Below are 25,042 nucleotides of genomic sequence, written 5' to 3'. Positions count from 1 at the left end.
TTTGCGGGTATCTGTCTTGCGTTGCTCTCAGGGTTGGTCATTTGTCGAGGCGCTATTATATAATTGCAGCGTTAGGTGCTCTGCTTTGGGGTGTGTCTGTTGTTTTGATGTATAGAAGGGTTCCACGTGAAACATCTTAAAGGTTGGCTCTCTGTTGCTGTGTTATATCTGCTTGCTGTTCTGCCCTTCTCGTTAGCGCAAAAGATTGGTAAATGGCTGGGGCGGCGAGCCTATAGCAAGCAGGGTAAGAGTTATAAAATTACTCAAACGAATATTGATCTCTGCTTTCCTGAATTAGACAGTGCGGCTAAAAATGCTTTGGTGGAGCAGAGCCTTATCGAAACCGGTCGGCTTGCGGGTGAGATGGGAATGGCTTGGATCTGGAGCCCTGATCGTGTCATTAAGAAAATTCGTAAGATACATGATAAAGAGATTTTGACGGAGGCGTTGGCGACAGGTAAAGGCGTTATTCTGATTGCGCCTCATCTGGGTAACTGGGAAGTGCTAGGGCTTTATCTGAGCACTCAATCACCGATGACATCGATGTATCGCCCACCTAAAATTGAGTTGATGGATCGGTTGATTAAGAAGAAGCGTGCGCGGGTAGGCTCAAAGCTTGCCCCTGCCAATGTTCGTGGCGTGCGTATGGCGATGAAAGCATTAAAGGCGGGTGAGTTACTGGGCGTACTCCCAGACCAAGAAGCTGATAGCGGTAGTGGAGTATTTGCCCCCTTCTTTGGTCAAGAGGCTTACTCAATGAAATTGTTGCCGCAACTGGCAGCACAGACAGGTGCCGTTGTGATCTCGGCCTATGCTAAACGATTGCCGAATGGTGAGGGCTTCGAGATCTTTTTCCAGCGCGCCCCGGAACAGATAAGTGATAAGGATCTATTGGTTTCCGCGACGGCAATGAATGCAGCTGTTGAGTCCTGTGTGCGTCAAATACCCGAGCAGTATCAGTGGGAATATAAACGCTTCCAGCATTGTGCTGATGGTTCTAGGCGCTATTGATAGAGCGTGGAGTGTAAAAAAGGGGCGTATTGAAAGCCCCTTTTTTGTTGCGTTAATTTAAGTTATCAACCGCTAACGTTTCCAGAAAGCGGGCGTGAAGAGTACGAGTAAGGTGAATACTTCTAGTCGACCCAGCAGCATGGCAAAGGTCAGCACCCACTTGGCGGGCTCATTGATATCGCCGTAATGGGTTTCTACTTCACCCAGTCCTGGGCCTAAGTTATTCAGTGTGGCGCCTACCGCTGACCATGCGGTTACCTGATCGAGACCTGTGCCGAGCAGGATGATCAGCATTAACACGAAGACTATCATATACACCGAAAAGAACCCCCATACGGCTTCAAGGATTCTATCGGGAATCGGTTCGCGGCCGAGCTTAACCGGGATCACCGCATTTGGATGTATGAGGCGGCGTATCTCTCGTTGGCCCTGTTTCAGAATCAGTAACACTCGTATTACCTTCATGCCGCCGCCGGTGGAGGCTGCACAGCCGCCCGCGAAAGCTGCCATAAAGAGTAAGAATGGTAACATGACGGGCCATTTAGCAAAGTCTGCTGTAGCAAATCCGGTGGTGGTAGCAATCGAAACAACCTCAAATATCGCTTTGCGAATTGACTCGCCGGGCGGATAAGTTTGGGTTGTTATTAACACGATGGCCGATAGGCAGGTAATGCTAAAGAGGATGGTGAGGTAGAGTTTGAACTCCGGATCTTGGAAGTAGTGACTGATCGAGCGTTGTCGCCAAGCAAAGAAATGCAGTCCGAAGTTAACTGCAGACATCACCATAAAGAAGGTACAGATAGCCTCTATTAGGGGGCTGTCAAAATAGCCGATGCTGGCATCATGGGTCGAGAAGCCTCCGATAGCGACGGTGGAGAAGCTATGGGCCACCGCATCAAAGAGGGTCATACCCGCCAGCCAATATCCCAGTGCGCAAGCGACGGTAAGTGAGAGATAGATATACCAGAGCGCTTTGGCGGTTTCTGTGATCCGCGGGGTGAGCTTGCGGTCTTTTACCGGGCCTGGTGTTTCGGCGCGGTAGAGCTGCATGCCGCCGATGCCGAGCATTGGCAGAATGGCCACTGCTAAGACGATAATCCCCATACCACCAAGCCACTGCAGTTGTTGGCGATAAAATAGGATCGATTTTGGCAGCGCATCAATACCGGTCATCACCGTCGCCCCGGTGGTCGTTAACCCCGAAAGTGATTCAAAGACCGAATCGACCACCGATAGCCCTGGGTCTTCCGAGAGCATAAAAGGAATCGCACCAAAGAGCCCGAGCACCACCCAGAATAATACCGTGATGAGAAAGCCGTCACGGGTTCTGAGGTCTTCTCGCACCCGATAAACCGGCGCCCAAATGATGAAGCCGGTGAGTAGTGTGATGATAAAACCGAAGATAAAGGCCGTGTGAGAGCCGTCCTGATAGCCATAAGAGATGGCTAGCGGTGGCAGCATGGTGATGCTGAATATCATCAGCAGCAGGCCGAGGATTCGGAGGATTACCCGGTAATGCATGATTGTCTCCGATCAGAAGAAGCCAAGGCCAACCTGGAACAGGCGCTCGACTTCACTAATCTTACGTTTATCAACTAGGAATAGAATCACGTGGTCGCCATTTTCAACGACAATATCGTCGTGGGCGATAAGGAACTCATCGTTACGGACGATGGCGCCGATGGTGGTGCCGGCAGGAAGATCGATTTCTTCGATCGTTTTGCCGACAACTTTTGAGGTGCGCTTATCGCCATGAGCAACCGCTTCAAGAGCCTCTGCAGCACCGCGTCGCAATGAGTGAACCGCTGCGACATCGCCTCGGCGAACGTGGGTGAGTAGGCTGCCGATGGTGGTTTGTTGGGGAGATATGGCGATATCAATTACCCCGCCCTGCACAAGGTCGACATAGGCTGGATTGTTAATCAGGGTCATGACGGTGCGTGCGCCAAGTCGTTTGGCGAGCATTGATGCCATGATGTTGGCTTCATCATCATTGGTTAGTGCGCAGAATACATCGGTGTCTTCGATATTCTCTTCCAGCAACAGTTCTTTATCAGAAGCGCTACCTTGCAGCACGATGGTGTTATCCAATCGTTTGGCTAGGCTGTTGCAACGGCGAATATCACGCTCAATGATTTTAACCTGATATTTATCTTCGATGTTTTGCGCTAACCGTGCGCCAATATTACCGCCGCCGGCAATGATGATCCGTTTATAGGGGCGATCGAGTCGGCGTAGCTCGCTCATCACGGAACGAATATCTTTCTTAGCGGCGATAAAGAAGACCTCATCATCCGCCTCAATAACGGTTTCGCCCTTCGGAATGATCGGCCTATCTTTGCGGAAGATTGCTGCTACACGGGTTTCTACGGCGGGCATATGGGAGCGAAGATAAGATATTTCCCGACCAACCAGTGGGCCACCGTAATAGGCTTTAACCGCCACGAGCTGAGCGATACCGTCGGTGAAGTCGAGCACCTGTAGTGCGCCTGGGTGTTCGATTAGGCGACGTACATGTTTGGTGACGAGTTCTTCCGGACTAATCAAAACATCGATAGGGATCGATTTGTCCGTGAAGATTGCTTTGTTTTTAAGCAGATAATCATGCTCTCGAACACGGGCTATTTTAGTCGGTGTGTTATAAAGGGTTTGGGCTATTTGGCAGGCGATCATATTGACTTCATCGCTATTGGTCACTGCGATCAGCATATCGGCATCGCGCGCCCCAGCCTGCTCAAGAATAGAGGGGTGTGAGGCTTTGCCTTCGACCGTGCGGATATCCAAGCGGTCTTGGAGTTCCCTTAGCCGGGTAAAGTCAGTATCGACAATCGTTATGTCGTTCGCTTCACTGGCAAGATTTTCGGCGAGTGTGCCGCCGACCTGCCCTGCTCCAAGAATAATAATTTTCATATATTAATAACTCTCCGATCAGATGGCAGGGATCGCCCGTCCTAATTCTGATCTTTTAACAGTACTGCATAATAAAAGCCATCATGTCCTTGCGGCTGTGGGAAAAGCTGGCGGCCAAATGGCCGCTCGGTGCCCCATTCCGCATCAATCGGAAGGTGGCGTGCATCCATGTGTATCTTGCTAAAACGTTCCACGACCCGTTCATTTTCCTGAGGAAAGACTGAGCACGTAGCATACAGTAGTCGACCACCGGGTTTTAGTAGCTGCCAGCAGTTTTTTAAAATCGATAACTGTATCTCCGCCAGCGCTTTAATATCTTCGCTTTGACGTAAGTGCTTGATATCTGGGTTGCGACGGATGACGCCCGCTGCTGAGCAAGGGGCATCAACCAGTATGCGGTCATATTGAATCCCATCCCACCATGAATTGGTAGCAGCATCTGCAATAATCACCTGAGCATCAAGATTAAGACGGCTGAGGTTTTCTTCGATACGCGTGGCTCTGTTGGCCTCCAGTTCGATCGCAGTAACCTGTTCGAGCGATGCTTGGTGCTCAAGAATATGGCAAAGTTTCCCGCCTGGTGCGGCGCAGGCGTCTAGAACCCGTTGACCGGGTTGCAGGTCCAGCAGTGCGCTACTGAGCTGCGCGGCTTCATCCTGAACGCTGACATAGCCGTAGGCAAAGCCTGGGAGTATGGCGACATCAACCGGGCTATCCAACTGTATGCCAACTGCAGAATAAGGGGTGGCGGATGCGGTTATATCGGCATCATGCAGCTCTTGAAGATAGGCGTCGCGGCTGGTTTTCTGCTGATTAACCCTGAGCGTCATCGGTGGCTGTTGGTTATTCTGAATCAGAATATCTTGCCAATTGTCCGGCCAATTATGCTCTAGCTTGGAGATCATCCACTGGGGGTGGTTGTAATGAAATTCAGGCTGCTCGGCTAATTGTTCAAAAAGCGTTTCCTGTTCCCGTTGTAGGTTGCGCAGTAGTGCATTTAGCAACCCTTTTGCCCAGCCTTTGTTGAGCTGCGCTGCGGCTTCCACGGTTTCGCTGATCGCGGCATGGGCCGGTACCCGCATCTCGAGTAGCTGATAGAAACCCAGTAATACCAACGCGTGAAGATCTTGATCTTGAGGTTTGAAAGGTTTCTTGAGCAGTTGCTGGGCGAAGCAGGATAGTCGAGGGAGTGAGCGCATTGTGCCATAACAGATCTGTTGTAGTAGCGCTCTATCGCCCTCTAAGCACTGCTGTAGTGCTCTGGGGAGTGCAGTATTCAGCGACTCTTTACGGCCGATAACAGGCCCTAGGGCGCGAGCAGCAATGGCACGGATGTTCATTCGCTGAGACCTAGCGCCGTTCCGTTACTGAAGAGTTCTTTCTTCGAGTTCAGTACAGCGCTGGTGTCCATCGCTTTACTGCCGGGTAGTTGGATCTTTAGTAGTCGTACAATGCCGTTACCGCAGGCGACCATAATCGCTTTTTTATCACAGCCAACCACTGTGCCGGGGGGGGCGTCGCTGGTTGCTTCACTGGTTTCGGCATACCAAACGCGCAGCGTCTCACCGTTTAGGGTGGTGAACGCAACGGGCCATGGAGAAAGCCCCTTCACCTGTCGGGCGATCTCGCTGGCCGGTTTCTGCCAGTCGATCAGCCCTTCGGCTTTTTCCAGCTTATGGGCATAGCAGGCCAGGCTATTATCCTGCACTTCATGCTCGATAGTGCGGTCAGCAATACTCGGCAGGCTTTCTAATAAAGCCTGTGCACCGATGTTGGCCAAACGGTCATGTAGTTCACCGCTGGTGTCGGTTGAATGGATTGGGCAGGTGCGTTTCAGGAGCATCGCACCGGTATCCAGTCCTTCATCCATCTGCATAATGGTGACGCCTGTTTCCTGATCGCCCGCCAAGAGTGCGCGGTGAATAGGTGCGGCGCCCCGCCAGCGCGGCAGCAATGATGCGTGTACGTTGATACAGCCTAGCGAGGGCGCTTCAAGCACTGCTTTAGGTAGTAATAGCCCGTAAGCCACAACCACCATTAGGTCGGCCTGCAATGAGGCCAGCTGTTGTCGGTCATCTTCTTGTTTGAAATTAAGTGGTTGATAAACAGGAAGATTATTTTCGAGCGCGACTTTTTTTACCGGGCTAGGGGTTAGCTTTCGGCCACGTCCGGCAGGTCTGTCGGGCTGGGTGTAGACGCCGATGACGTTATGACCGGCATCGAGTAGTGCCTGTAAACTTGACGCGGCGAAATCTGGCGTACCGGCAAACAGGATACGCAGTGGTTTGGCTGTATCTGACATACTTCAGACCTTCTGACGGTGAAGTTTATCCAGTTTGCTGCGGATTCGATTACGTTTCAAGGGAGAGAGGTAATCGACAAACAGCTTGCCTTCAAGGTGGTCTATCTCGTGTTGAATACAGACCGCCAGCAAATCATCGGCTTCGAGGGTGTATTCTTCACCGAACTCGTTCTGAGCAATCAGACGAATTTTATTAGGCCGAACAACATCTTCATAGAAGCCTGGCACTGATAGGCAGCCCTCTTGCATGCGTTCTGTTTCTTCAGCCAGCACCTCTATTTGCGGATTAATAACCACCAGAGGGTTATCTTTCTCTTCAGAGGTATCTATAGTAATGATACGCTGGTGAACGTTAACCTGCGTTGCAGCTAGGCCGATACCGGGTGCGTCATACATGGTTTCAAACATATCTTTGACCAGTATGCGCAGTTCATCGTTAAATTCGGTAACCGGCTCAGCAATTGTGCGCAGGCGTGGATCAGGAAATTCGAGTATTGGAAGTAATGACATGGTCGCTTGAAAACAAAAAGGTTGAAAAAAAAGAGCGCTAGAATCAATAATCTTCCTATTATACTGATATAGATACACAATGTATTGCCGATACTGTTATAGACTTTCAAAAACATGGCGGTCTGGAGACAAGGATTAAATAATGAAACAACTGGTAGCAGGTTTTCTGGGCGCTCTGGTGGTATGTATTGCATTAGTAACCCCGGTTCAGGCCGAGGTTCGTAAAGATACCCTAGCGTTGCAGGACAATTATCCGAAAACTTATGTGGTCGTTAAGGGTGATACGCTTTGGGATATTTCAGGGATGTTCCTGAAGACTCCTTGGAAGTGGCCCCAGCTGTGGGGTTACAATCAGCAGATTGAGAATCCACACCTTATCTACCCTGGCGATGTGCTAACCCTGAAATGGGTTGATGGACAGCCCCGCCTCGTCATTAATGATGGCATCACCCGGTTGAGCCCTAAAGCTAAGGTGACCCGCCTCAAAGACGCGATTCCGGCAATTCCCCTTAAAGACATCATTAGCTTTCTGTCCGATAATATCGTGATGGATAGTGATGAGCTGACGGCGGCACCCTATATTGTGGGTGGCACAACGCAGCGTATTGTCGCCGGTGCAGGCGATCGGGTGTATGCTCGAGGAGCGCTCGTCGGTGATTATACGCGTCAGAATATTTATCGCCCAGCCAAGGAATATATCGATCCTGTGACGCAAGAGCACCTAGGATACGAGATGTTTAAAATTGGCGATGCGGTGGTGGCGAACAAGAAAGCCGACATCATCACGCTGGATCTGCGTAAAACCAGAGAAGAAGTTTCAGCATTGGATCGTGTTTACCCTAGCCCGAAAGAATCGATTCAGTCGATCTTCTACCCTAAAGCCCCTGAAGAAGATATCAATGGACGTATTCTTGCCGTGTTACGCGGTGTGCGTCAGGCGGGACAATTTGATGTGGTTGCTATTAACCAAGGGGCTCGTGAAGGGCTTTCCCCAGGCCATGTGTTAACTATTTTCCGTGCTGGTGAGGTGTTGAAAGACCCGCTCACCAAAGAGGTGATCACCCTGCCATCGGAAAAATCAGGCTTGATGATGATTTTCAAAGCGTATGACAAGGTCAGCTATGCACTGATACTGAAAGCGACCGATGTGGTCTCTATCGGTGACGAGGTTCACAGCCCAGAGTAATTCTAGGCCGTTAACATCGTAGATGTGCCGCTGGACAAGGAGTGTCCATGCAGGAATATTTTAGAGAGTGGATTGCCTTAGCAGAACTTCCCGGCGTTGGTGCCGGGGTTTTGCATCGGTTGTTACAGCAACGTACGCCTGAGTGTGCAGCAGGCGATCGCTCACTGCTGTATTGGCCGCATGAGCAGCTAAGATCATTAAAATTACCCGCCAAAACCTTCCAACATATCAAAGCCTTCCAGGCAGGTGACTGGCCCGATCCTGAATATCTACAGAGCATCGATCGCTGGTTGGAGCCATCCGAAAACCACGTAATCAGTTATCGTTGTGAGAATTACCCTCAACTGCTTAAAGAGATTGCAGACCCGCCGTTACTACTTTATGTCAGCGGTGATCCAACCGTTTTACACCTTCCTCAGTTAGCAATTGTCGGCAGCCGTTCTGCTAGCCGTAATGGCATAGCGTTGAGTGGTGCTTTCGCTCGGGATTTAACCGCGGCGGGTATTACCATTACCAGTGGTCTGGCTCGGGGTATTGATGGGGCGGCCCACCAAGCGGCGGTCGATTTAGCAAAACCAACGGTGGCGGTACTCGGTTCAGGGTTAAGTAATATCTATCCACGCCAGCATCAAGCCTTAGCGATGGACCTTGTTAAGCAAGGGGGCGCACTGGTCTCAGAATACCCTTTAGAGATGCCTCCATTGGCGCATAATTTCCCCCGCCGCAATCGCATTATTAGTGGTCTGAGTGCCGGCGTGTTAGTCATTGAGGCCGCTCGTCGTAGTGGCTCGTTGATTACCGCCCGGTTGGCGCTAGAGCAAGGGCGGGAAGTATTTGCCCTTCCGGGGGCGTTGAATAACCCTCAGAGCCACGGTTGCCACGATTTAATTCGTGAAGGCGCTACGTTGGTTGAAACCAGTGCGCAGATTATTGAGCCACTGGCGAGCCTGCTAGGTAGCTACTGTTATGCTGAAAAACGGCCGGAGGCTGAGTCGATAAAATTGAATGATAGCGAGGCTAAGTTATTGGATCAAATGGGTTATCAGTTAGTGTCGCTGGAGCAGTTAATCGGTATCACGGGAATACCTGCAGCGACCCTATTACCACAGCTGGTGGCCATGGAATTAGTGGGTTATATTGAAAATACCCCTGATGGTTATCAACGGTTGATCTGAATCCCCGTTAGCTACGTAAAACCTGTCTTTTTACGTGGTTGAATGTTCTAAACTTTTAGCGTAATTTGCCACGTTTCCCGACTAATTTAATAAATTCCGAAGGTAATCATGACTAAACCATTTGTTGCTATTTTAATGGGGTCTGACTCCGATCTACCAACTATGAAGGCTGCGGCTGATGTGCTGCGTGCGCTGGAAGTTCCCTTTGAAATGAAGGTAAGCTCAGCTCACCGTACACCAATACAAACCCATGATTATGTCAAGGATGCTGATCAACGTGGCGCGGTTGCCTTTATCTGCGCTGCCGGTATGGCTGCTCACCTCGCCGGTGCGGTTGCGGCGAATACCACCAAGCCTGTTATTGGTGTGCCAATTGAATCTTCACTCGACGGTCTCGATGCGCTGTTGTCGACGGTACAGATGCCAGGTGGCATTCCCGTTGCAACCGTAGCAATCGGTAAAGCGGGCGCTAAAAATGCAGCTTATTTGGCGTCTCAGATCGTTGCGGTGCAAGATCCCGCGCTGGCCGAGCGAATTAAAGCCGATCGTCAAGCTAATACCGATGCCGTCATTGCAAAAGATAAGGCGTTGCAAGAAAGACTGGCTAACGGCGAGATCTGATCGATATGGGCTGGTGGCATATTCGTCAGGCCGTCAGGGCGATGCATCAAGGAGGTGTTATCGCCTACCCGACCGAAGCGGTTTGGGGGCTCGGTTGTGACCCTTTCAATGAGTCGGCCGTGTATCGGTTACTGGCAATTAAACGTCGGCCCGTTCAGAAAGGCTTAATTTTGGTCGCCTCTACGGTTGATCAGATTAAGCCTTTGCTGGACAATCTTACGCCAGAAGAGCACGCGCGCGTGGTGGCTTCTTGGCCTGGCCCGGTGACGTGGATTTTGCCCGACCCTGATAATCTTATTCCCTACTGGGTTAAGGGTGATCATGCCTCAGTTGCCGTGAGAGTAAGTGATCACTATCAAGTGAAAAATCTTTGTGATGCCTTCGGATCAGTTATTGTGTCGACATCGGCAAATTATTCAGATCGAGATCCTGCAAGGGATAAAATAAAAGTGAGTATTCACTTTAAAGATAAAGTGGATGTTATCGTGCCAGGTAAACTTGGTGCCCTCAGCCGGCCAACAAAGATTTTCCGTTTGGACAGCGATAAGCCCGTAAGACGTTAATTCGAGCAGCAGTAGGTGATGACTAACTCTGTTGTTAAGTAAAAGGAGAGAGTATGTCAGCACCTGATATCAGTGCGGTAAAAGAGTATCTGCTGAACCTGCAGGATAACATTTGTGCGCAGCTAGAAAAAGTCGATGGTCTGGCTAGCTTTGTCGAAGATAGTTGGCAGCGTGAAGCTGGCGGCGGTGGTCGGACACGGGTGATGGTGGATGGTGCTGTTGTTGAAAAAGGCGGTGTTAACTTCTCTCATGTGTTTGGCGATAAACTTCCCGGTTCTGCGACGGCACACCGTCCTGAATTAGCGGGTCGTACTTTTCAGGCGATGGGCGTTTCCCTCGTTATTCATCCTCATAATCCCTATGTACCAACATCACACGCTAATGTGCGCTTTTTTATTGCTGAAAAAGAGGGCGAAGAGCCGGTTTGGTGGTTTGGTGGCGGTTTTGATTTAACCCCCTATTACGGTTATAAAGAAGATTGTCGCGCTTGGCATCAGGCCGCCAAAGATGCCTGTGATCCCTTTGGCGCAGATGTTTATCCCCGTTATAAAGCATGGTGCGATGACTATTTCTATCTTAAGCACCGTGATGAGCCCCGCGGTATTGGCGGTTTATTCTTTGATGATCTGAGCGAGCCGGATTTTGACACCTGCTTTGCGTTGATGCGCTCGATTGGCGATGCTTACGCTCCTGCCTATTGTCCGATTGTCGAAAAACGTAAAAATATACCTTATGGCGAACCTCAGCGAGACTTTCAGCTGCACCGTCGGGGTCGTTATGTTGAATTCAATTTGGTCTTTGACCGCGGAACACTGTTCGGTCTGCAATCCGGTGGGCGGACGGAGTCTATTCTGATGTCGATGCCTCCCGAAGTGCGTTGGGGTTATGATTGGAAACCGGAGCCTGACTCCGAAGAAGCAGAACTCTATACCTATTACCTTAAACCGCAGAACTGGTTGGAGGATTAATATGACGGATCGTTATGCGGTATTTGGTAATCCGATCAAACACTCTAAGTCGCCACTTATCCACAAGGCTTTTGCGCAACAGCTGGATCAGGATTTAGAGTACCACTCTGTGCTGGTGCCGGAAGATGGCTTCAATCAGGCTGTGGATAACTTTTTATCACCAGAAAGTGATGGCAAAGGCTTGAATATCACCGTCCCATTTAAGGAGCAGGCTTGGCAAAAAGCCGAGTGGCATTCTGAGCGGGCCAAATTGGCGGGTGCTGTTAATACACTTTACCGTAATGCTGCTGGTCAATTGTGTGGTGATAACACTGACGGGCTTGGTTTAGTTGCGGATATCAGGCGTAATAACGGTGGCGAGATTCGTGGCAAAGACCTACTGATCCTCGGCGCTGGTGGGGCTGTACGGGGTGTCTTAGAGCCTATTCTTGCTCATCAACCCGCACGATTAGTTATCGCCAACCGCACCGTTGCCCGGGCAGAGGCATTAGCTGAACTGTTTGGCGCTCTAGGTCATATCGAGGTGTGCAGCTTTGCCGAATTACAGGGGCAGCAGTTTGATCTCGTTATTAACGGTACCGCGGCTAGCTTACAGGGTGAAGTGCCTCCGTTGCCTGATGATCTGCTACGTGATGGTGCTTGGTGCTACGATATGATGTACGGCGCGGAGATTACCCCTTTCAATCGTTGGGCTAAGGCCCATGGCGCGGCAAAAGCGATCGACGGTTTGGGGATGCTGGTAGAGCAAGCGGCCGAGTCATTTTCCATATGGCGCGGTGTACGTCCTGATACTTCCGAATTAATTCAAGAGCTTAGACATCAGCTCCTAGCGAAGTAAGTCGTATGACAATCGTTCCTTGCGCGGAGTTTCTCATCGGGTTATAACAGAGGTGTCAACTCCAGTCGCAGGAATGATCCGTTATGGAAAAAGAGACCCGCCTCTCCCCCGACCAGCTGTATCGGCACTGCAACACTGAGTTGCTGCCTTTCAAAACAACTGAAACCCTTGAACCCTATGCTGGCTTTTTTGGCCAAGAACGTGCCGTCGAAGCGATGGAGTTCGGCATCGGCATGAAGCGCCCCGGTTATAATATGTTTGTCATGGGCAATCCTCATACCGGCCGGTTTTCCTTTGCTATCGAAAGCATCCGTGCGATTGCTAAAAAAGAAGTGAAAAAAACCAGTGATTGGTGCTATCTCAATAATTTTGAAGAAAACCGTAATCCACTGGTGATTCAGCTACCTGCAGGTAAGGGTTGGATCATTAAGCGGGATATCAAACATCTTATTGAAGGTATTCTCACTGAGCTGCCTGCGGCCTTTGAAAGCCCTGCCTATCAGCGTAAGAAAAGTAAGGTCGAGCGTGATTTTAATCGTCTCTATGATCAAGCAATAGAAAAGGTCGATAGCCAAGCCCGCGAACACAGTATCGCCGTGTATCGGGATGCGGGTAGCATCGGCTTCACGCCGGTGTCTGAAGGCCAAGGGATGGATGAAGCGGCTTTTTCTCAATTGCCGGAAGATATTCGTGATGAATTTACTCGTAATATCGCCAAGCTAGAAGAATACCTCAATGAAGAGCTGGCAAGCATGCCGAAATGGCGTCGCGAAGCCGGTGATAAAATGAAGGTATTAGACCGTGAAACTGCCCGTAATGCAGTGGCCCCTCTGATTCAGCCATTACGTGAGAAATACCATAATTTTTCTGGGGTGCCTGATTATCTAAGTCAGTTGGAATCTAATTTAGTAAAAAATGCCCTGGATATTATCGAAGAAGATAAGCCTAATGAGGCGCGCACCGATCTTGCCCGACGGCAATATATGGAAAATACCTTTGGCGTTAATATGCTGGTGGACAACCAGAAAACCAAAGGCGCTCCGGTGGTTTATGAAACCCATCCGACCTACGATAATCTGTTTGGCCGTATCGAATACAACTCTGAGATGGGGGCATTAAGCACAAACTTTCAGTTGATTCGTGCCGGTGCTCTGCACCATGCCAATGGCGGCTACCTGGTGTTGGAGTCAGAAAAACTTCTGGAACAGCCCTTTGTCTACGGGGCCCTCAAGCGGGCGTTAAAATCCCATGAGATCCGCATTGAAAACCCGATGTCAGAGATGACCGGTATGGGCACTATTACACTGGCGCCCCAGCCGATTCCTTTGAACGTTAAAGTGGTGTTGATCGGTACTCGGGAAACCTACTACCTGTTGCAGGAACTGGATCACGATTTTGAGAAAATGTTCCGGGTGGTGGTGGATTTCGATGAGGATGTAAAACGTGAACCCGCGACTATCCGTAATTATGCTCGGTTGATGAAAACCCTCGCGGATGAAGAGGGGTTGGCACCGTTGAATCGGCAGGCGGTCGCCCGCTTGGTGGAGCATAGCTCGCGATTGACTGAAGATCAGGAACTGTTATCGGCTCACGTTGGCGAGCTGGTGGACCTGCTCTGTGAGGCGGATTACAAGCGTATTCGCAATCGAGACGATATCATCAATGACCAGCACGTAGAAATGGCGTTGCAGGCGAAAGAGCGCCGTACCAGCCGTATCTCATCGAAGATTCTCGACAGCATTCTTAATAAAACGGTCTTGATCGATACCGATGGTGAGGCTTCCGGTCGCACCAACGGTTTGACGGTACTGGGCGTGGGTGATGTGTCATTCGGTTTTCCGGCGCGGATTACCGTTACCGTACATCCGGGCAATCGGGGGATTGTTGATATTGAACGGGAAGTCACGCTGGGCCAGCCGATACACTCAAAAGGAGTGCTGATTCTGTCCGGTTATTTGGGGCATAAATACGCCAAAGATTTTCCGTTAACTTTGTCTGCGAGTATCGCATTGGAACAGTCCTATGGTTATGTTGATGGCGACAGCGCTTCAATGGCCGAGGTTTGTACACTGATCTCTGCGCTTACTGATATTCCTATCAAACAACAGTTCGCCATTACCGGCTCGATCAACCAATACGGTGAAGTACAAGCCATCGGTGGTGTAAACGAAAAGATTGAGGGCTTTTTCAATCTATGTAAAACCCGAGGTCTCAGTGGTACTCAAGGGGTTATTATTCCCAAAGCCAACATTCGCAACCTGATGCTTAAGCGTGAAGTCGTTGATGCGGTGGCGGAAGGTCAATTCTGTATTCACGGGGTTGCCACGGTGGATCAATGCTTAGAACTACTTATGGGCCGCAAGGCGGGTCAATTGAAAGAAGATGGCTCGTTCACCCAGCGTTCGGTTAATGCTCAGGTGGTTAAACGCCTTCGTGAGATCGCCAAAGCTAAGGCGTAACTTCGGTAAAGGGGGCGTTGATGGCCAGCCGTCGCGCTACCCAATTCCTCGGTGTGAATGGTGTGACTAAGCGAAATAGTCCATAGCGACTTAGTTAATGAAGCCTGCGTTTTCGCGCATAAACGATGAATATCGTTCCTTAACGATGTTGTAATATTTCTGTAATCAAAATAAAATCAGCCCATTATGGGCCAACTCTACGTTATTAGAATACGACCCCTCGCACATATATTCTCTAGGCTTTAACTCATGGACGTAAAGTTAAAAGGGTGGTCTTCGCATCCCGCGATTACTTTTCTTTTTATTCTGGTTTTTCCGTTTGTCATCGAATTTATCTTTGTCGAATACAGTGAAAGAGAGCTAATAAACCGTGTTGGTTGGCTAATCATGCTGTGGGCGCTGGCGTACCTGATCACTTTTCGCCTTCCGTTTATCTTATTGGGTGGTTTATTTACTCTCACCGGAATCGTTGATATTTCTTATGCTATTGAATTTAAAGGTATATTCACCACAACTTCGGTAGAGGCAATAGCCCAAACGAATGCCTCAGAAGCGTTTGAATTTATCCAGTCATACTTCTCGATCTTTTCACTGGTGATCATTCTTGCTTATCTGGTCATTAGTTTTTTGCTGCTAAAATATTTTATCGCTCCTGGTTTAAGCGAGAAGAAAAAACATAAGTTGCTAGCCGTTGGTTTTTTTATTCTGTTTGGCGTTTTGATTGTTGATGGCATCGTTATAAAGCATAAGTATTCTAAGCGTTTACCCGGTATTGTCGGGGCCTATCCTGAGTTTTTGAAGGGCAGTTTGTCGCTAGACAACGAAATTAAGCAGCGTGAGCAGTTAGCTAAGGATACGCCATATACCTTTACCAATAATGAAGATCTGCCGCAGACCTATGTGTTTATTATTGGCGAATCTGCTAGTCGTACCCATATGTCTCTCTATGGCTATCCAAGGGAAACAAACCCCGCGCTGGGCCGAAGAGACGATCTGCTTCTCTTCGATAATGTGGTGTCTAATTATGCCCAGACGCTGCCCTCATTAAGAATGACGCTTACCAGCGCCGATAGCTTAGATCATCAAGATTATACTGACTCTCTGAGTGTGGTTGATGCCGCAAATCTGGCTGGGTTCGAAACTTGGTGGATCTCAAACCAACAGCCCCTTAGAGGCACATACTCGGCCATTGGGCACCAGGCTAAACATACGATATTTATCAGTAATGAGTTTTATGGCAATGAAATCGACCGCTTCGATAGCCATGTATTGCCCAAGCTCGATCAGGCTATTGCGTCAAAAGCACCGAAAAAAGCCATATTTATTCATCTGATGGGTAGCCATTTAAGATATGACAAACGCTACCCTGAAGGTTTTTCCCTATTTAATAGCGCCCCCTATTTTGGCTATCAAGATGCGCTTTCTGACGCCCAGAAAGGTTATATCGACAGTTACGATAACTCCATTCTATTCAATGATTGGATTATCGATTCCGCTATCGAGAAGCTTACCGAGCAAGCACAGCTTGAGAACGGGTTTTATAGCCTGACGTACACGGCGGATCATGGTGAAGAGGTGTTTGACACTACCGACTTCAAAGGCCACGGCCCTGATAATGTCACCTCGAACATGGTGGAAGTACCGTTCGTTATATGGCTGTCAGATCATTTTAGCTCTAGCCGTAGCGGCCGAGTGAATCAGCTCAAACAGAATGAATCTGCGCCGGCAATGCTGGATAGTTTCTTTTATTTTGCCCTCGATATGATGGGCATTGAGAGTGATCTTATCGATAACACGAAAAGCCTTTTCTCTGATCAATATAAGCCTAGGCCGCGTATTATTTATGGGCTTGATTATGAACAGTTAAAAAGTGCGGCGCATCGCCCGGATCAATAAGTAGGCTAAGGCTTACAGGCGTGGCTCGAAAAAGAAAAGCAGATACCCCGCCTATCTTTTTCGAGCAAGGCAACCGAGTTCCCAGTTAATACTTTTCTGCCAGATGTTTATCTTTAAGTTTTACATAGTTCCCCGCGGTATAGGTAAAGAAACTCAGCTCTTTTTCGGTGAGCGGTCTCACCTCTTTGACGGGGCGGCCAACATACAGATGACCACTTTTGAGGGTTTTACCTGGCGGCACTAGGCTGCCCGCCCCAATGATGACCTCATCTTCGACGATCGCGCCGTCCATGACCATCGCGCCCATGCCAACCAGAACACGGTTGCCGATGGTGCAGCCGTGAAGCATCGCCTGATGGCCGATGGTGACATCATCGCCAATCAGTAGCGGGAAACCATCAGGGTTAAAGGGGCCCGCATGGGTAATATGTAGCACCGAACCGTCTTGAACACTGGTGCGATCGCCGATGCGAATACGGTGCATATCTCCGCGAATCACCGTTAAGGGCCAGACTGAAACATCATCACCGAGCACGACATCCCCGAGTACGATTGCCGTTGGATCGACAAAGGTGTTATGACCCAGTTGTGGGGTGATGCCCTGATAGCTTCGGATACTCATCTGCTTCTCTCCGTCGGATGCGTTGTGTGGCTTATATAATAAACACTGTTGAGTGATTGAAAATAGCTCATTGCTCCCCCATTTAGTAACTAGTGTTGTTATTTATATCCCTGTACAGGAGTTTTCTATGTCTAACCCGTTGCTGCAAAACCATCTGTTGCCGCCATTTTCTGAGATAAAGCCGGAACATGTTGAGCCCGCAGTCGATCAGTTATTGGCCGATTGTCGCGCGGTGGTAGCCGAGGTGTTGGACAATCAGGGCGCACCCGATTGGAATAATTTAGTGGTGCCATTGGAAGAAAGCCATGATCGGCTGGCTAAAGCGTGGTCGCCCGTGTCCCATTTGAATGCGGTGGTCAACAGTGATGAGCTGCGTGACGCTTACAATGCCTGTTTGCCGAAGCTATCTCAGTTCTGGACCGAAATGGGTCAGCATCAGGGGCTATTTGAAGCCTATGAAGCCCTAGCGAACAGTGATGCGTATGGTGATTTGGATGAGGCTCAACGCAAGGTTATCGACAATACTCTGAGGGACTTTCGTCTGTCGGGTATCGCGCTTGGCGCGGACGAGAAGCAGCGGTATGGCGAGTTGCAGCAAAAATTGTCCGAGCTGACCACGAAGTTCTCTGAAAACGTCATGGATGCTACCGATGGCTGGAGTAAATTGATCAGTGATGAGACAGAGTTGGCCGGATTACCCGATAGTGCCTTAGCGGCGGCTAAGCAGTTAGCCCAGACGAAAGGTGAAGAGGGTTGGTTGGTCACTTTAGATTTCCCCTCCTATTTTGCCGTGATTACCTACGCGGATAACCGTGAGCTGCGCCGTGAGTTGTATGAAGCCTTCGCCACCCGCGCATCTGACAGAGGGCCCAATGCGGGTCAGTGGGATAATAGCCAGATAATGACGGACATTTTGGCATTGCGGGCTGAGTTGGCCCAGTTGCTTGGTTTTGATAACTATGCAGCTTACAGCCTGGCAACCAAAATGGCCGATACGCCGGAGCAGGTGGTTAGCTTCTTGAATGATCTTGCTCAGATGAGTAAACCGCAGGCGGAAAAAGAGTATCAAGAACTACAGGATTTTGCCCTAGAAGAGTTCGGTGAGCCGGAGCTGCAATCTTGGGATCTTACCTACTATGGCGAGAAGCTAAAACAGGCCCGTTATGCGATTTCGCAGGAGGAGTTGCGTCCCTACTTCCCGATGCCGAAGGTGCTAGAAGGGCTGTTCCAGATCACTGGTAAATTGTTTGATATCGAGATTGAAGAAGTAACAGAGTTTGACCGTTGGCATAAAGATGCTCGCTTATTCAGTGTGAGTCGTGCAGGTGAGGTGATCGCTCGCTTCTTCTTGGATCCATTCGCCCGGGCGAAAAAGCGCGGTGGTGCTTGGATGGATGATTGCCGTGTGCGGCGGATCGATCAGGGTGTCTTACAGCTGCCGGTCGCTTATCTGGTATGTAACTTCAATCCACCGGTGGGTGATGAGCCAGCACTGTTAACGCATAATGAGGTGACTACCCTCTTCCACGAGTTTGGTCATGGTTTGCACCATATGCTTACCCGCATCGAGTACGCCGATGTGAGCGGTATTAATGGGGTTGCTTGGGATGCGGTCGAGCTGCCTAGTCAGTTCCTCGAAAACTGGTGTTATGAGCCTGAAGCGTTGGCGTTAATTTCCGGGCATTATAAGACCGGCGACACCCTACCTAAGGCATTGTTGGATAAAATGCTGGCCGCGAAAAACTTTCAATCGGGCATGATGATGGTCCGACAGCTTGAACTGTCACTGTTTGATTTTGAGCTACACCGGGAATATAAAGCGGGTGTCACTAAAGTTCAGACCGTACTCGATCGTATTCGCCGCCAAGTGGCGGTGGTGACACCGCCTGAATTTAATCGCTTCCAGCATAGCTTTAGCCATATCTTTGCCGGTGGTTATGCGGCGGGCTACTACAGTTATAAATGGGCGGAGGTTTTGTCTGCCGATGCGTTCTCTCGCTTTGAGGAAGAAGGGGTCTTTAACCCGCAAACGGGTCAGTCATTCCGTGAAAACATTCTCGAAATGGGCGGCTCTAAAGAACCAATGGCGCTATTTGTCGCCTTCCGTGGGCGCGAGCCTAGTGTCGAGGCGTTGTTGCGTCATTCGGGCATTACCGCTTAGATCCGTGAACCATAAATGGGTTGTGAGTGCACTTGGCTGACGCTGCTGTCGTTTAGGGTATAATCAAGGCCATAATGCAAGGCATAGGGGCGTCCCTATGCCTTTGTGCTAAGCCAGTCTGTGAGAAAAATATGACGATTGTAAAACGCTTTATTGCCGGTGCGGTTTGTCCCCGTTGTGGCAAGATGGATACGCTGAAAATGTATCGCGATGACAGCCATGAATACCGTGAATGTGTACAGTGTGATTTTAGCGATACGATGGCACTGGATGGGTCCGATCAGCCGAAAGGTGAGTTGGATACCCGGGTTAATCGGGGTGGTAAGGTTGAGCTTGAACCTGCACAACCGCTAAATTTCGTATCGAACCCGAGTTCCACTAAACATTAAATCGTTTGTTATTAGCTAAGGAGGTGGGTATGTGTCACCGCTGTGCATGGGCAACATCCACCGAGTTAGAAAAACATTATCATGATGAAGTCTGGGGTGTGCCACAGACCGATGATCAGTCGTTGTTTGAGTTTTTGGTGCTCGAAGGCGCACAGGCGGGTTTAAGCTGGCGCACCATTCTACAAAAACGTGAGGGTTATAGTCGTCAGTATGAGGGCTTTGATCCCGCTACGGTGGCGGCATTTTCCGCGGCGAAGATCGACCAGATGTTGCTCGATCCTAGTATTGTACGTAATCGCTTGAAGGTTGAGGCTTCTATCAAAAGCGCGCAGGTGTTTGTTGAACTGGTCGCCAAGCATGGCAGTTTTGCCAATTACATTTGGCAGTTTGTTGACGGCAAACCGCTGCAGAACAGCTGGCGCAGTCATGCCGAGGTGCCCGCAGAAACTGACCAGTCACGCGCGATGAGCAAAGCGCTAAAAAAAGCGGGTATGAAATTTGTTGGGCCGACGATCTGTTATGCCTATATGCAGGCGACCGGGATGGTCAATGACCATGAGGTCGACTGCTTACGTTATCAGCCTTGCCGCGAGCTAGCGGAAGGCTTTTCACTCTAAAATTGAGACTCATTCGGGTTGATATTTGACCCGGTAGATCACCCCGGCAGCATCATCTGAAATCAATAGACTGCCGTCTCGATCGGTCAGAACATCGACCGGTCGCCCCCAAGCCTGCTCTCCGTTTAGCCAACCATCAATAAAGACCTGTTGAGTGGGCGGTGTCACCGATGTATCCACTTTTATCACTCGGTAACCGACTTTTTGGCTACGGTTCCATGAGCCGTGTTGTGCGATAAATAGAGTATTCTGATCGCTATTTGGAAATTGATCGCCTTGGTAGAATGTCAAACCAAGGGGCGCAACATGTGCCCCGAGCTTTAATGCTGGCGGCTGAAAAGCACTGAATGATTGTTGCTGATAGAGGTCAGGGTCGGGAATGTCTCCCGCATGGATAAAGGGGTAGCCAAAATGCTGCCCAAGTGCGGTCAGCCGATTCAGCTCATCATCCGGGCGGTCATCTCCGAGATTATCTCGACCATTGTCAGTAAACCAGAGTTCCTGGGTATCAGGGTGCCAAGCAAAACCAACCGAATTACGCACGCCATGGGCGACGATAGCTTGAGTGTTGTTACTGAGGTTAAGTTTCATAATGGAGGCAAAGCGCGGATCGTCACTGAGACAGATATTACAGGGGGCGCCCAGATTGAAGTAGAGATCGCCGTCAGGGCCAAACTTGAGGTATTTCCAGCCGTGATGGCTAATGTTGGGTAATTGATTAGTGATCAGCTCGGTGTTGGCCGTTTGCGCCGTGACGCGATCGGCATTATTTAAGCGTAATAACTGGTTAACCGCGGCAATGTACAAGCGACTGTCACGATAAGCGATGCCGCTGGGCATATTTAAGCCCTGCAGCAGAACGTCTCGTTGCTCATAGATGCCATCCCCATCGGTATCACGCAGCCGGTAAACCTTGCCCGCTTGGCGACTGCCCACAAATAGACTGCCAGGCTCTCCCAGTGCCATCTGGCGTGCGTTACTTATCTTTGCGACGACCGACAGCTGATAGCCTTCGGCGAGCTTGAGGCGGTCGAGAGGAAGTGCAGTGCTGGGTGCAGAGAGCGTTAGGCTGAGTATTAGACTGCCTAGTGAGACGAGCTGACGCATGGTATGAGTCCTTGAAGGTTTAATCCATCAAAGAAAACATAGTCGTGGATTAGGGCGTTAGCCATCTTTATCAGAGTCGTAAAGGCAGATGGTCAACATCTTCCTATTAGAAAGATCATTTTTATCATTCCGTTCTTCAGGTCGAATGTTTACCTTTGTTACTCGGTGGTATTAGAGGAACGGGATAGAAGGAGGTATATCATAATGTATGACAGGTATCGAGCGGTTCAGCCTTTCATTATTTATCCTCAGGTTTAAACTCTTTAAAAAAGACATAGCCACCGGTTACGCCTCTGGCCACAAATAAGCTTAGAAACGCTAGCCATAGGCCGTTGTTACCCCAGGATTGAGAGAAATACCAGACCGGAGCGAAGACCGCCAGCACTGAGATTAACATGGTATTTTGCATTGCTTTAACCTGAGTGGTGCCGACAAATACACCATCGATCAGAAAGCTCCATACCGCGACCAAGGGGAGTATGATCACCCAGGGTAGGTAGATGGCGGCTGTTTGCCTAACCTCTGGAATATCCGTTAGTAAGGCGATAATAAAATTGCCGCCGACCCAAAAGAACAGCGTGAACAGTAGCGCCGTGATCAGCGACCAGCTAAGGGTTGCCGAGATAATCCGGTGAAAGCCGCGGTTATCTTTGGCGCCATAAAACTTACCGCTGAGCGCTTCGGCTGCGTGGGCAAAGCCATCCAGCCCATTCGAAATAAGCATAAAGAAGTTCAGTAATACCGCGTTAGCTGAGAGTATGGTGCTGCCCTGCTTCGCGCCTTGAGAGGTAAAGAACGCTAAAGTTAATAACAGTGCTAGCGTCCGTACAAAAAGATAGCGATTAAGGCTGATAAGGCGATAGTAATTGCTAACAAACTTGAGCTTTAGCCAAGGTGTTTTGCCGGGCAATCGGGCCTGCATTCGCAGCATAAAAAAGCAGCCTAGCAGTAGACTGGCATATTCAGAGATAACCGTGGCCAGGGCGACCCCGTCGGTATGCATATCAAGTCCGTAGACGGCAATCAGATCCAACAACATATTGAGCAGATTGGTGATGACGAGCAGTATTAACGGGATGCGGGTGTTTTGATTGCCTAAAAACCAGCCTAATAAGGCGTAATTAGCCAGAACAGCGGGCGCACCGAAGATTCTGATTTCAGCATAGAGACGGGCTTCTACGGTGACCGCAGGTTCTGCGCCGATTAGATTAAGGGCAATTTCCAGCAGCGGATATTGCAGGATGAAAATGGTTAGGCCGATTAGGCCTGCGAGCACCAGCGATTGAGCCAATACTAGCCGGCTTTGATCATGTGCTTCATTACCTAGAGCCTGAGCAGTAAGCCCCGTGGTGCCCATCCGTAGGAAACCGAATGACCAGTAAAGAATCGAGAAGATCATCGCTCCAACGGCCACGGCGGCGAGATATTTCGGATCGGGTAGATGGCCGATCACGGCGGTATCTACTAACCCAAGCAAGGGAACGGTAATGTTGGACAGAATCATCGGCCAGGCAAGTGCCCACACCTGTTGATGATCCTGTTTGCGTGCCCGTTGTAGGTAGTGAATCATACGGTACGGCGAAAAGGTAACGAATACAGCAGCAGAAACTGAATCAGTGCTGCGACTACCACTGAGGGGCCTGCTGGGGTATCAAATTGATAAGACGCGTATAGCCCCAGCACCACGGCAACCATCCCTAGCAAGCTGGCAATGATGGCCATCTGTTCCGGAGAGTTAGCTAGCCGTCTGGCGCTCGCCGCCGGAATAATCAGCAACGATGTGATCAGCAGAATCCCGACGACCTTCATGGCGATAGCAATGACGACGCCGATTAGGAGCATCAAGGTCAGCCGTACGCGTGCTACGGGAACCCCCTCGACCTGAGCGAGCTCTTCATTGATGGTGATGGCTAAGAGTGAGTTCCAGAGTCGCCAGATCAGCAATAATACGATACAGCCCCCGCCGTAGATCCAGTACAGATCGGTCGGTGAAATGGCGAGCAAGTCACCAAACAGATAGTCCATCAGGTCCACTCGCACATCATCCAACAATGCAATCGCCACTAAACCGAGAGATAGGCTGCTGTGGGCCATAATACCCAGCAGGGTATCGGTGGCCACTAGATGCTGTCGTTGCAGGCTGACAAGAATCAAGGCTAGCAGCAGGCAGCAACTGACCACGGCAAGGTTCACATTAAGATCAAATAGAACGCCCATGGCAACGCCGAGCAGTGCGGAATGCGCCAAGGTATCGCCGAAATAGGCCATCCTGCGCCAAACCACAAATGCGCCGAGGGGGCCGGCAATCATAGCCACACCTAGGCCGCCAACGAGAGCAAAGAGCAGAAAATCAGGCATCAGTGATCACCTCCGCAGTGGCTCGAATGGTTTTCTCCGGGTATTTCTGAGATGTCGGTTTTAGCATTAATGATTTCACCGCGTCGATCATGCTGGTGGTTATGGTGATGGCTATAAAACGCTAAATTTTCAGCGCCGGGGATGCCAAATAACTCAATATAGGAGGGGTCGTTACTGACCTGTGCCGGGTGGCCTGAACAGCAGATATGATGATTGAGACAGACCACTTGATCGGTGGCTGCCATAACCAAATGCAGGTCGTGGGAGATCATCAGCACGGCACAGCCATACCGATCACGGATCTGAGCGATTAGGTTATATAGCTCTATCTGCCCGTTAACATCGACACCCTGTGCGGGTTCGTCGAGTACGAGTAGGTCTGGCTTGCGTAGCAGTGAGCGGGCCAACATGACACGTTGAGTTTCTCCGCCGGACAGGCTGTGTACCGATTGTTTTAGTAACTTCTCTGCACCGACCGCTTTTAGGGCTTGTAAACGGTCTTGAGTGCTGGAAAACGCGGCGGTTTTCAAGAAGCGTTCTACTGTTAACGGAAAGGTTGGGTCGATATGTAGCTTCTGGGGCATATAACCGATCTGCAAACTTTCGGAACGGGTAATCTGACCTGAACTCGGGGTAATTAATCCCAAAATAGCTTTGATTAAGGTGGTTTTACCGGCGCCGTTAGGGCCGATCAAGGTGGTGATCTCGCCACGCCTTAGCTGCATGGAAACATTGCTAACAACGCTATTCTCGCCGTAGATAATACTGAGGTTGTTGACATCAACCAGACTCATGCGGACTCCTGACAGTTGGGGCAGCGCCCTAAAATTTCGACCTGTTCTTGTTCTACTGAAAAGCCAGCCGCGTTAGCGCAGTGCAGAATACTACTCTGTAACTCTTGGGATTCCATTTCAGCGGTATTGCCACATAGGGAACAGATGAGGAAGTAACCATGATGCTGCTGACCTGGGTGAGTACAGCCGATAAAGCTGTTCAATGATGCTAGCCGGTGAACTAACCCCTGCTCCTGTAGAAAATCGAGGGCACGGTAAACCGTGGGTGGTGCAGAGTTAAAGCCCGCTTTGGCCAGTGCCGGCAAAAGGTCATATGCCCCCAGAGGCTTGTGGCTTTGCCAGATTAGCTTCAGCACCAGTTCACGAATTTTTGTCAGCCGTTGACCATTGTTCTTACACACCTGCTGGGCGTGTTCGAGGGCTGTTGTGATGCAGTGGTTATGGTCATGATTGGTTTGATAGGCAACATTGGGGCTGTGTTGAGACGCCATAAAAATACCAGTTGATCTATTAATTGTTATATTATAACTTTGCGCTCATTAAATGACAGCTTAA

23 protein-coding genes are annotated in these 25,042 nt (G+C 49.8%); 12 read left to right on the top strand and 11 right to left on the bottom strand.

Features of this window, described 5'->3' with window-relative positions:
* Positions 1-126: 126 nt before the first annotated feature.
* Positions 127-1,011: a lysophospholipid acyltransferase family protein gene (locus ACN0T0_RS10380; protein WP_417225774.1), complete on the top strand. Its 885-nt coding sequence runs from the start codon at positions 127-129 to the stop codon at positions 1,009-1,011.
* A gap of 72 nt (positions 1,012-1,083) precedes the next feature.
* Here ACN0T0_RS10380 and ACN0T0_RS10375 read toward each other — a convergent pair whose 3' ends face one another.
* From ACN0T0_RS10375 to def, 5 genes are read right to left on the bottom strand one after another with little or no spacing between them, the layout of a single operon-like run.
* Positions 1,084-2,532, bottom strand: coding sequence for a TrkH family potassium uptake protein (locus tag ACN0T0_RS10375; protein ID WP_417225772.1), 1,449 nt, complete (start codon positions 2,530-2,532; stop codon positions 1,084-1,086).
* A 12-nt stretch (positions 2,533-2,544) separates the two neighbouring features.
* A complete protein-coding gene (trkA, locus tag ACN0T0_RS10370) occupies positions 2,545-3,921 on the bottom strand; it encodes a Trk system potassium transporter TrkA (protein ID WP_417225770.1) in 1,377 nt (458 codons plus the stop codon).
* Positions 3,922-3,962: 41 nt separating this feature from the next.
* Positions 3,963-5,261, bottom strand: a complete 1,299-nt coding sequence (gene rsmB, locus ACN0T0_RS10365) for a 16S rRNA (cytosine(967)-C(5))-methyltransferase RsmB (protein WP_417225768.1) — start codon at positions 5,259-5,261, stop codon at positions 3,963-3,965.
* Complete coding sequence (fmt, locus tag ACN0T0_RS10360) at positions 5,258-6,223, bottom strand: methionyl-tRNA formyltransferase (RefSeq protein ID WP_417225767.1); 966 nt, start codon at positions 6,221-6,223, stop codon at positions 5,258-5,260. Before fmt ends, rsmB begins: the two co-directional genes overlap by 4 nt.
* Before the next feature lie 3 nt (positions 6,224-6,226).
* Positions 6,227-6,733 carry a peptide deformylase gene (gene def, locus ACN0T0_RS10355; RefSeq protein WP_417225765.1) on the bottom strand — a complete coding sequence of 169 codons (507 nt, stop codon included), beginning with the start codon at positions 6,731-6,733 and terminating at the stop codon, positions 6,227-6,229.
* 142 nt (positions 6,734-6,875) lie between these two features.
* Here def and ACN0T0_RS10350 point away from each other — a divergent pair, with 142 nt between their 5' ends.
* The 8 genes from ACN0T0_RS10350 (at position 6,876) to ACN0T0_RS10315 (ending at position 16,439) form a co-directional block, all read left to right on the top strand.
* A complete protein-coding gene (locus ACN0T0_RS10350; protein WP_417225763.1) occupies positions 6,876-7,919 on the top strand; it encodes a LysM peptidoglycan-binding domain-containing protein in 1,044 nt (347 codons plus the stop codon).
* Between the two features lie 47 nt (positions 7,920-7,966).
* Positions 7,967-9,094 carry a DNA-processing protein DprA gene (dprA, locus tag ACN0T0_RS10345; protein ID WP_417225761.1) on the top strand — a complete coding sequence of 376 codons (1,128 nt, stop codon included), beginning with the start codon at positions 7,967-7,969 and terminating at the stop codon, positions 9,092-9,094.
* A 108-nt stretch (positions 9,095-9,202) separates the two neighbouring features.
* Positions 9,203-9,715: a 5-(carboxyamino)imidazole ribonucleotide mutase gene (gene purE / locus ACN0T0_RS10340; protein ID WP_417225759.1), complete on the top strand. Its 513-nt coding sequence runs from the start codon at positions 9,203-9,205 to the stop codon at positions 9,713-9,715.
* A gap of 5 nt (positions 9,716-9,720) precedes the next feature.
* Complete coding sequence (locus ACN0T0_RS10335; RefSeq protein ID WP_417225757.1) at positions 9,721-10,278, top strand: L-threonylcarbamoyladenylate synthase; 558 nt, start codon at positions 9,721-9,723, stop codon at positions 10,276-10,278.
* A gap of 53 nt (positions 10,279-10,331) precedes the next feature.
* Positions 10,332-11,246, top strand: coding sequence for an oxygen-dependent coproporphyrinogen oxidase (gene hemF, locus ACN0T0_RS10330; RefSeq protein WP_417225755.1), 915 nt, complete (start codon positions 10,332-10,334; stop codon positions 11,244-11,246).
* A 1-nt stretch (position 11,247) separates the two neighbouring features.
* Positions 11,248-12,084, top strand: a complete 837-nt coding sequence (gene aroE / locus ACN0T0_RS10325; protein WP_417225753.1) for a shikimate dehydrogenase — start codon at positions 11,248-11,250, stop codon at positions 12,082-12,084.
* 83 nt (positions 12,085-12,167) lie between these two features.
* Positions 12,168-14,543 (top strand): Lon protease family protein, encoded by a 2,376-nt coding sequence (locus ACN0T0_RS10320; RefSeq protein ID WP_417225751.1) that lies wholly within the window; start codon positions 12,168-12,170, stop codon positions 14,541-14,543.
* A gap of 249 nt (positions 14,544-14,792) precedes the next feature.
* A complete protein-coding gene (locus ACN0T0_RS10315; RefSeq protein WP_417225749.1) occupies positions 14,793-16,439 on the top strand; it encodes a sulfatase-like hydrolase/transferase in 1,647 nt (548 codons plus the stop codon).
* Between the two features lie 85 nt (positions 16,440-16,524).
* Here the strand turns inward: ACN0T0_RS10315 and ACN0T0_RS10310 are convergent, their stop codons facing one another.
* Complete coding sequence (locus ACN0T0_RS10310) at positions 16,525-17,061, bottom strand: gamma carbonic anhydrase family protein (RefSeq protein ID WP_417225747.1); 537 nt, start codon at positions 17,059-17,061, stop codon at positions 16,525-16,527.
* A gap of 127 nt (positions 17,062-17,188) precedes the next feature.
* Between ACN0T0_RS10310 and prlC the strand changes: the two genes are divergently transcribed.
* The 3 genes from prlC (at position 17,189) to ACN0T0_RS10295 (ending at position 20,228) form a co-directional block, all read left to right on the top strand.
* Complete coding sequence (gene prlC / locus ACN0T0_RS10305) at positions 17,189-19,222, top strand: oligopeptidase A (RefSeq protein ID WP_417225745.1); 2,034 nt, start codon at positions 17,189-17,191, stop codon at positions 19,220-19,222.
* 131 nt (positions 19,223-19,353) lie between these two features.
* The gene (locus tag ACN0T0_RS10300; protein ID WP_417225743.1) at positions 19,354-19,611 is read left to right on the top strand and encodes a YheV family putative zinc ribbon protein; all 258 of its coding nucleotides are present in this window, start codon (positions 19,354-19,356) and stop codon (positions 19,609-19,611) included.
* Between the two features lie 29 nt (positions 19,612-19,640).
* Complete coding sequence (locus ACN0T0_RS10295) at positions 19,641-20,228, top strand: DNA-3-methyladenine glycosylase I (protein WP_417225741.1); 588 nt, start codon at positions 19,641-19,643, stop codon at positions 20,226-20,228.
* A gap of 9 nt (positions 20,229-20,237) precedes the next feature.
* Here the strand turns inward: ACN0T0_RS10295 and ACN0T0_RS10290 are convergent, their stop codons facing one another.
* The 5 genes from ACN0T0_RS10290 to ACN0T0_RS10270 form a co-directional block, all read right to left on the bottom strand.
* Positions 20,238-21,335: a PQQ-dependent sugar dehydrogenase gene (locus ACN0T0_RS10290; RefSeq protein ID WP_417225739.1), complete on the bottom strand. Its 1,098-nt coding sequence runs from the start codon at positions 21,333-21,335 to the stop codon at positions 20,238-20,240.
* 238 nt (positions 21,336-21,573) lie between these two features.
* Complete coding sequence (locus ACN0T0_RS10285; protein ID WP_417225737.1) at positions 21,574-22,860, bottom strand: MATE family efflux transporter; 1,287 nt, start codon at positions 22,858-22,860, stop codon at positions 21,574-21,576.
* Positions 22,861-22,901: 41 nt separating this feature from the next.
* Entirely contained in the window at positions 22,902-23,693 is a 792-nt protein-coding gene (znuB, locus tag ACN0T0_RS10280; protein ID WP_417225735.1) for a zinc ABC transporter permease subunit ZnuB, read from the bottom strand.
* Positions 23,693-24,487 (bottom strand): zinc ABC transporter ATP-binding protein ZnuC, encoded by a 795-nt coding sequence (znuC, locus tag ACN0T0_RS10275; RefSeq protein ID WP_417225733.1) that lies wholly within the window; start codon positions 24,485-24,487, stop codon positions 23,693-23,695. Before znuC ends, znuB begins: the two co-directional genes overlap by 1 nt.
* Positions 24,484-24,978: a Fur family transcriptional regulator gene (locus ACN0T0_RS10270; protein WP_417225731.1), complete on the bottom strand. Its 495-nt coding sequence runs from the start codon at positions 24,976-24,978 to the stop codon at positions 24,484-24,486. Before ACN0T0_RS10270 ends, znuC begins: the two co-directional genes overlap by 4 nt.
* Positions 24,979-25,042: the final 64 nt, after the last annotated feature.

The organism is Amphritea sp. (assembly GCF_048266285.1).
In the GTDB taxonomy this organism is placed as follows: Bacteria; Pseudomonadota; Gammaproteobacteria; order Pseudomonadales; family Balneatricaceae; genus Amphritea.
Note: the sequence above shows the minus strand (reverse complement) of the source record. Positions and strands in the feature narration are given on the sequence as shown.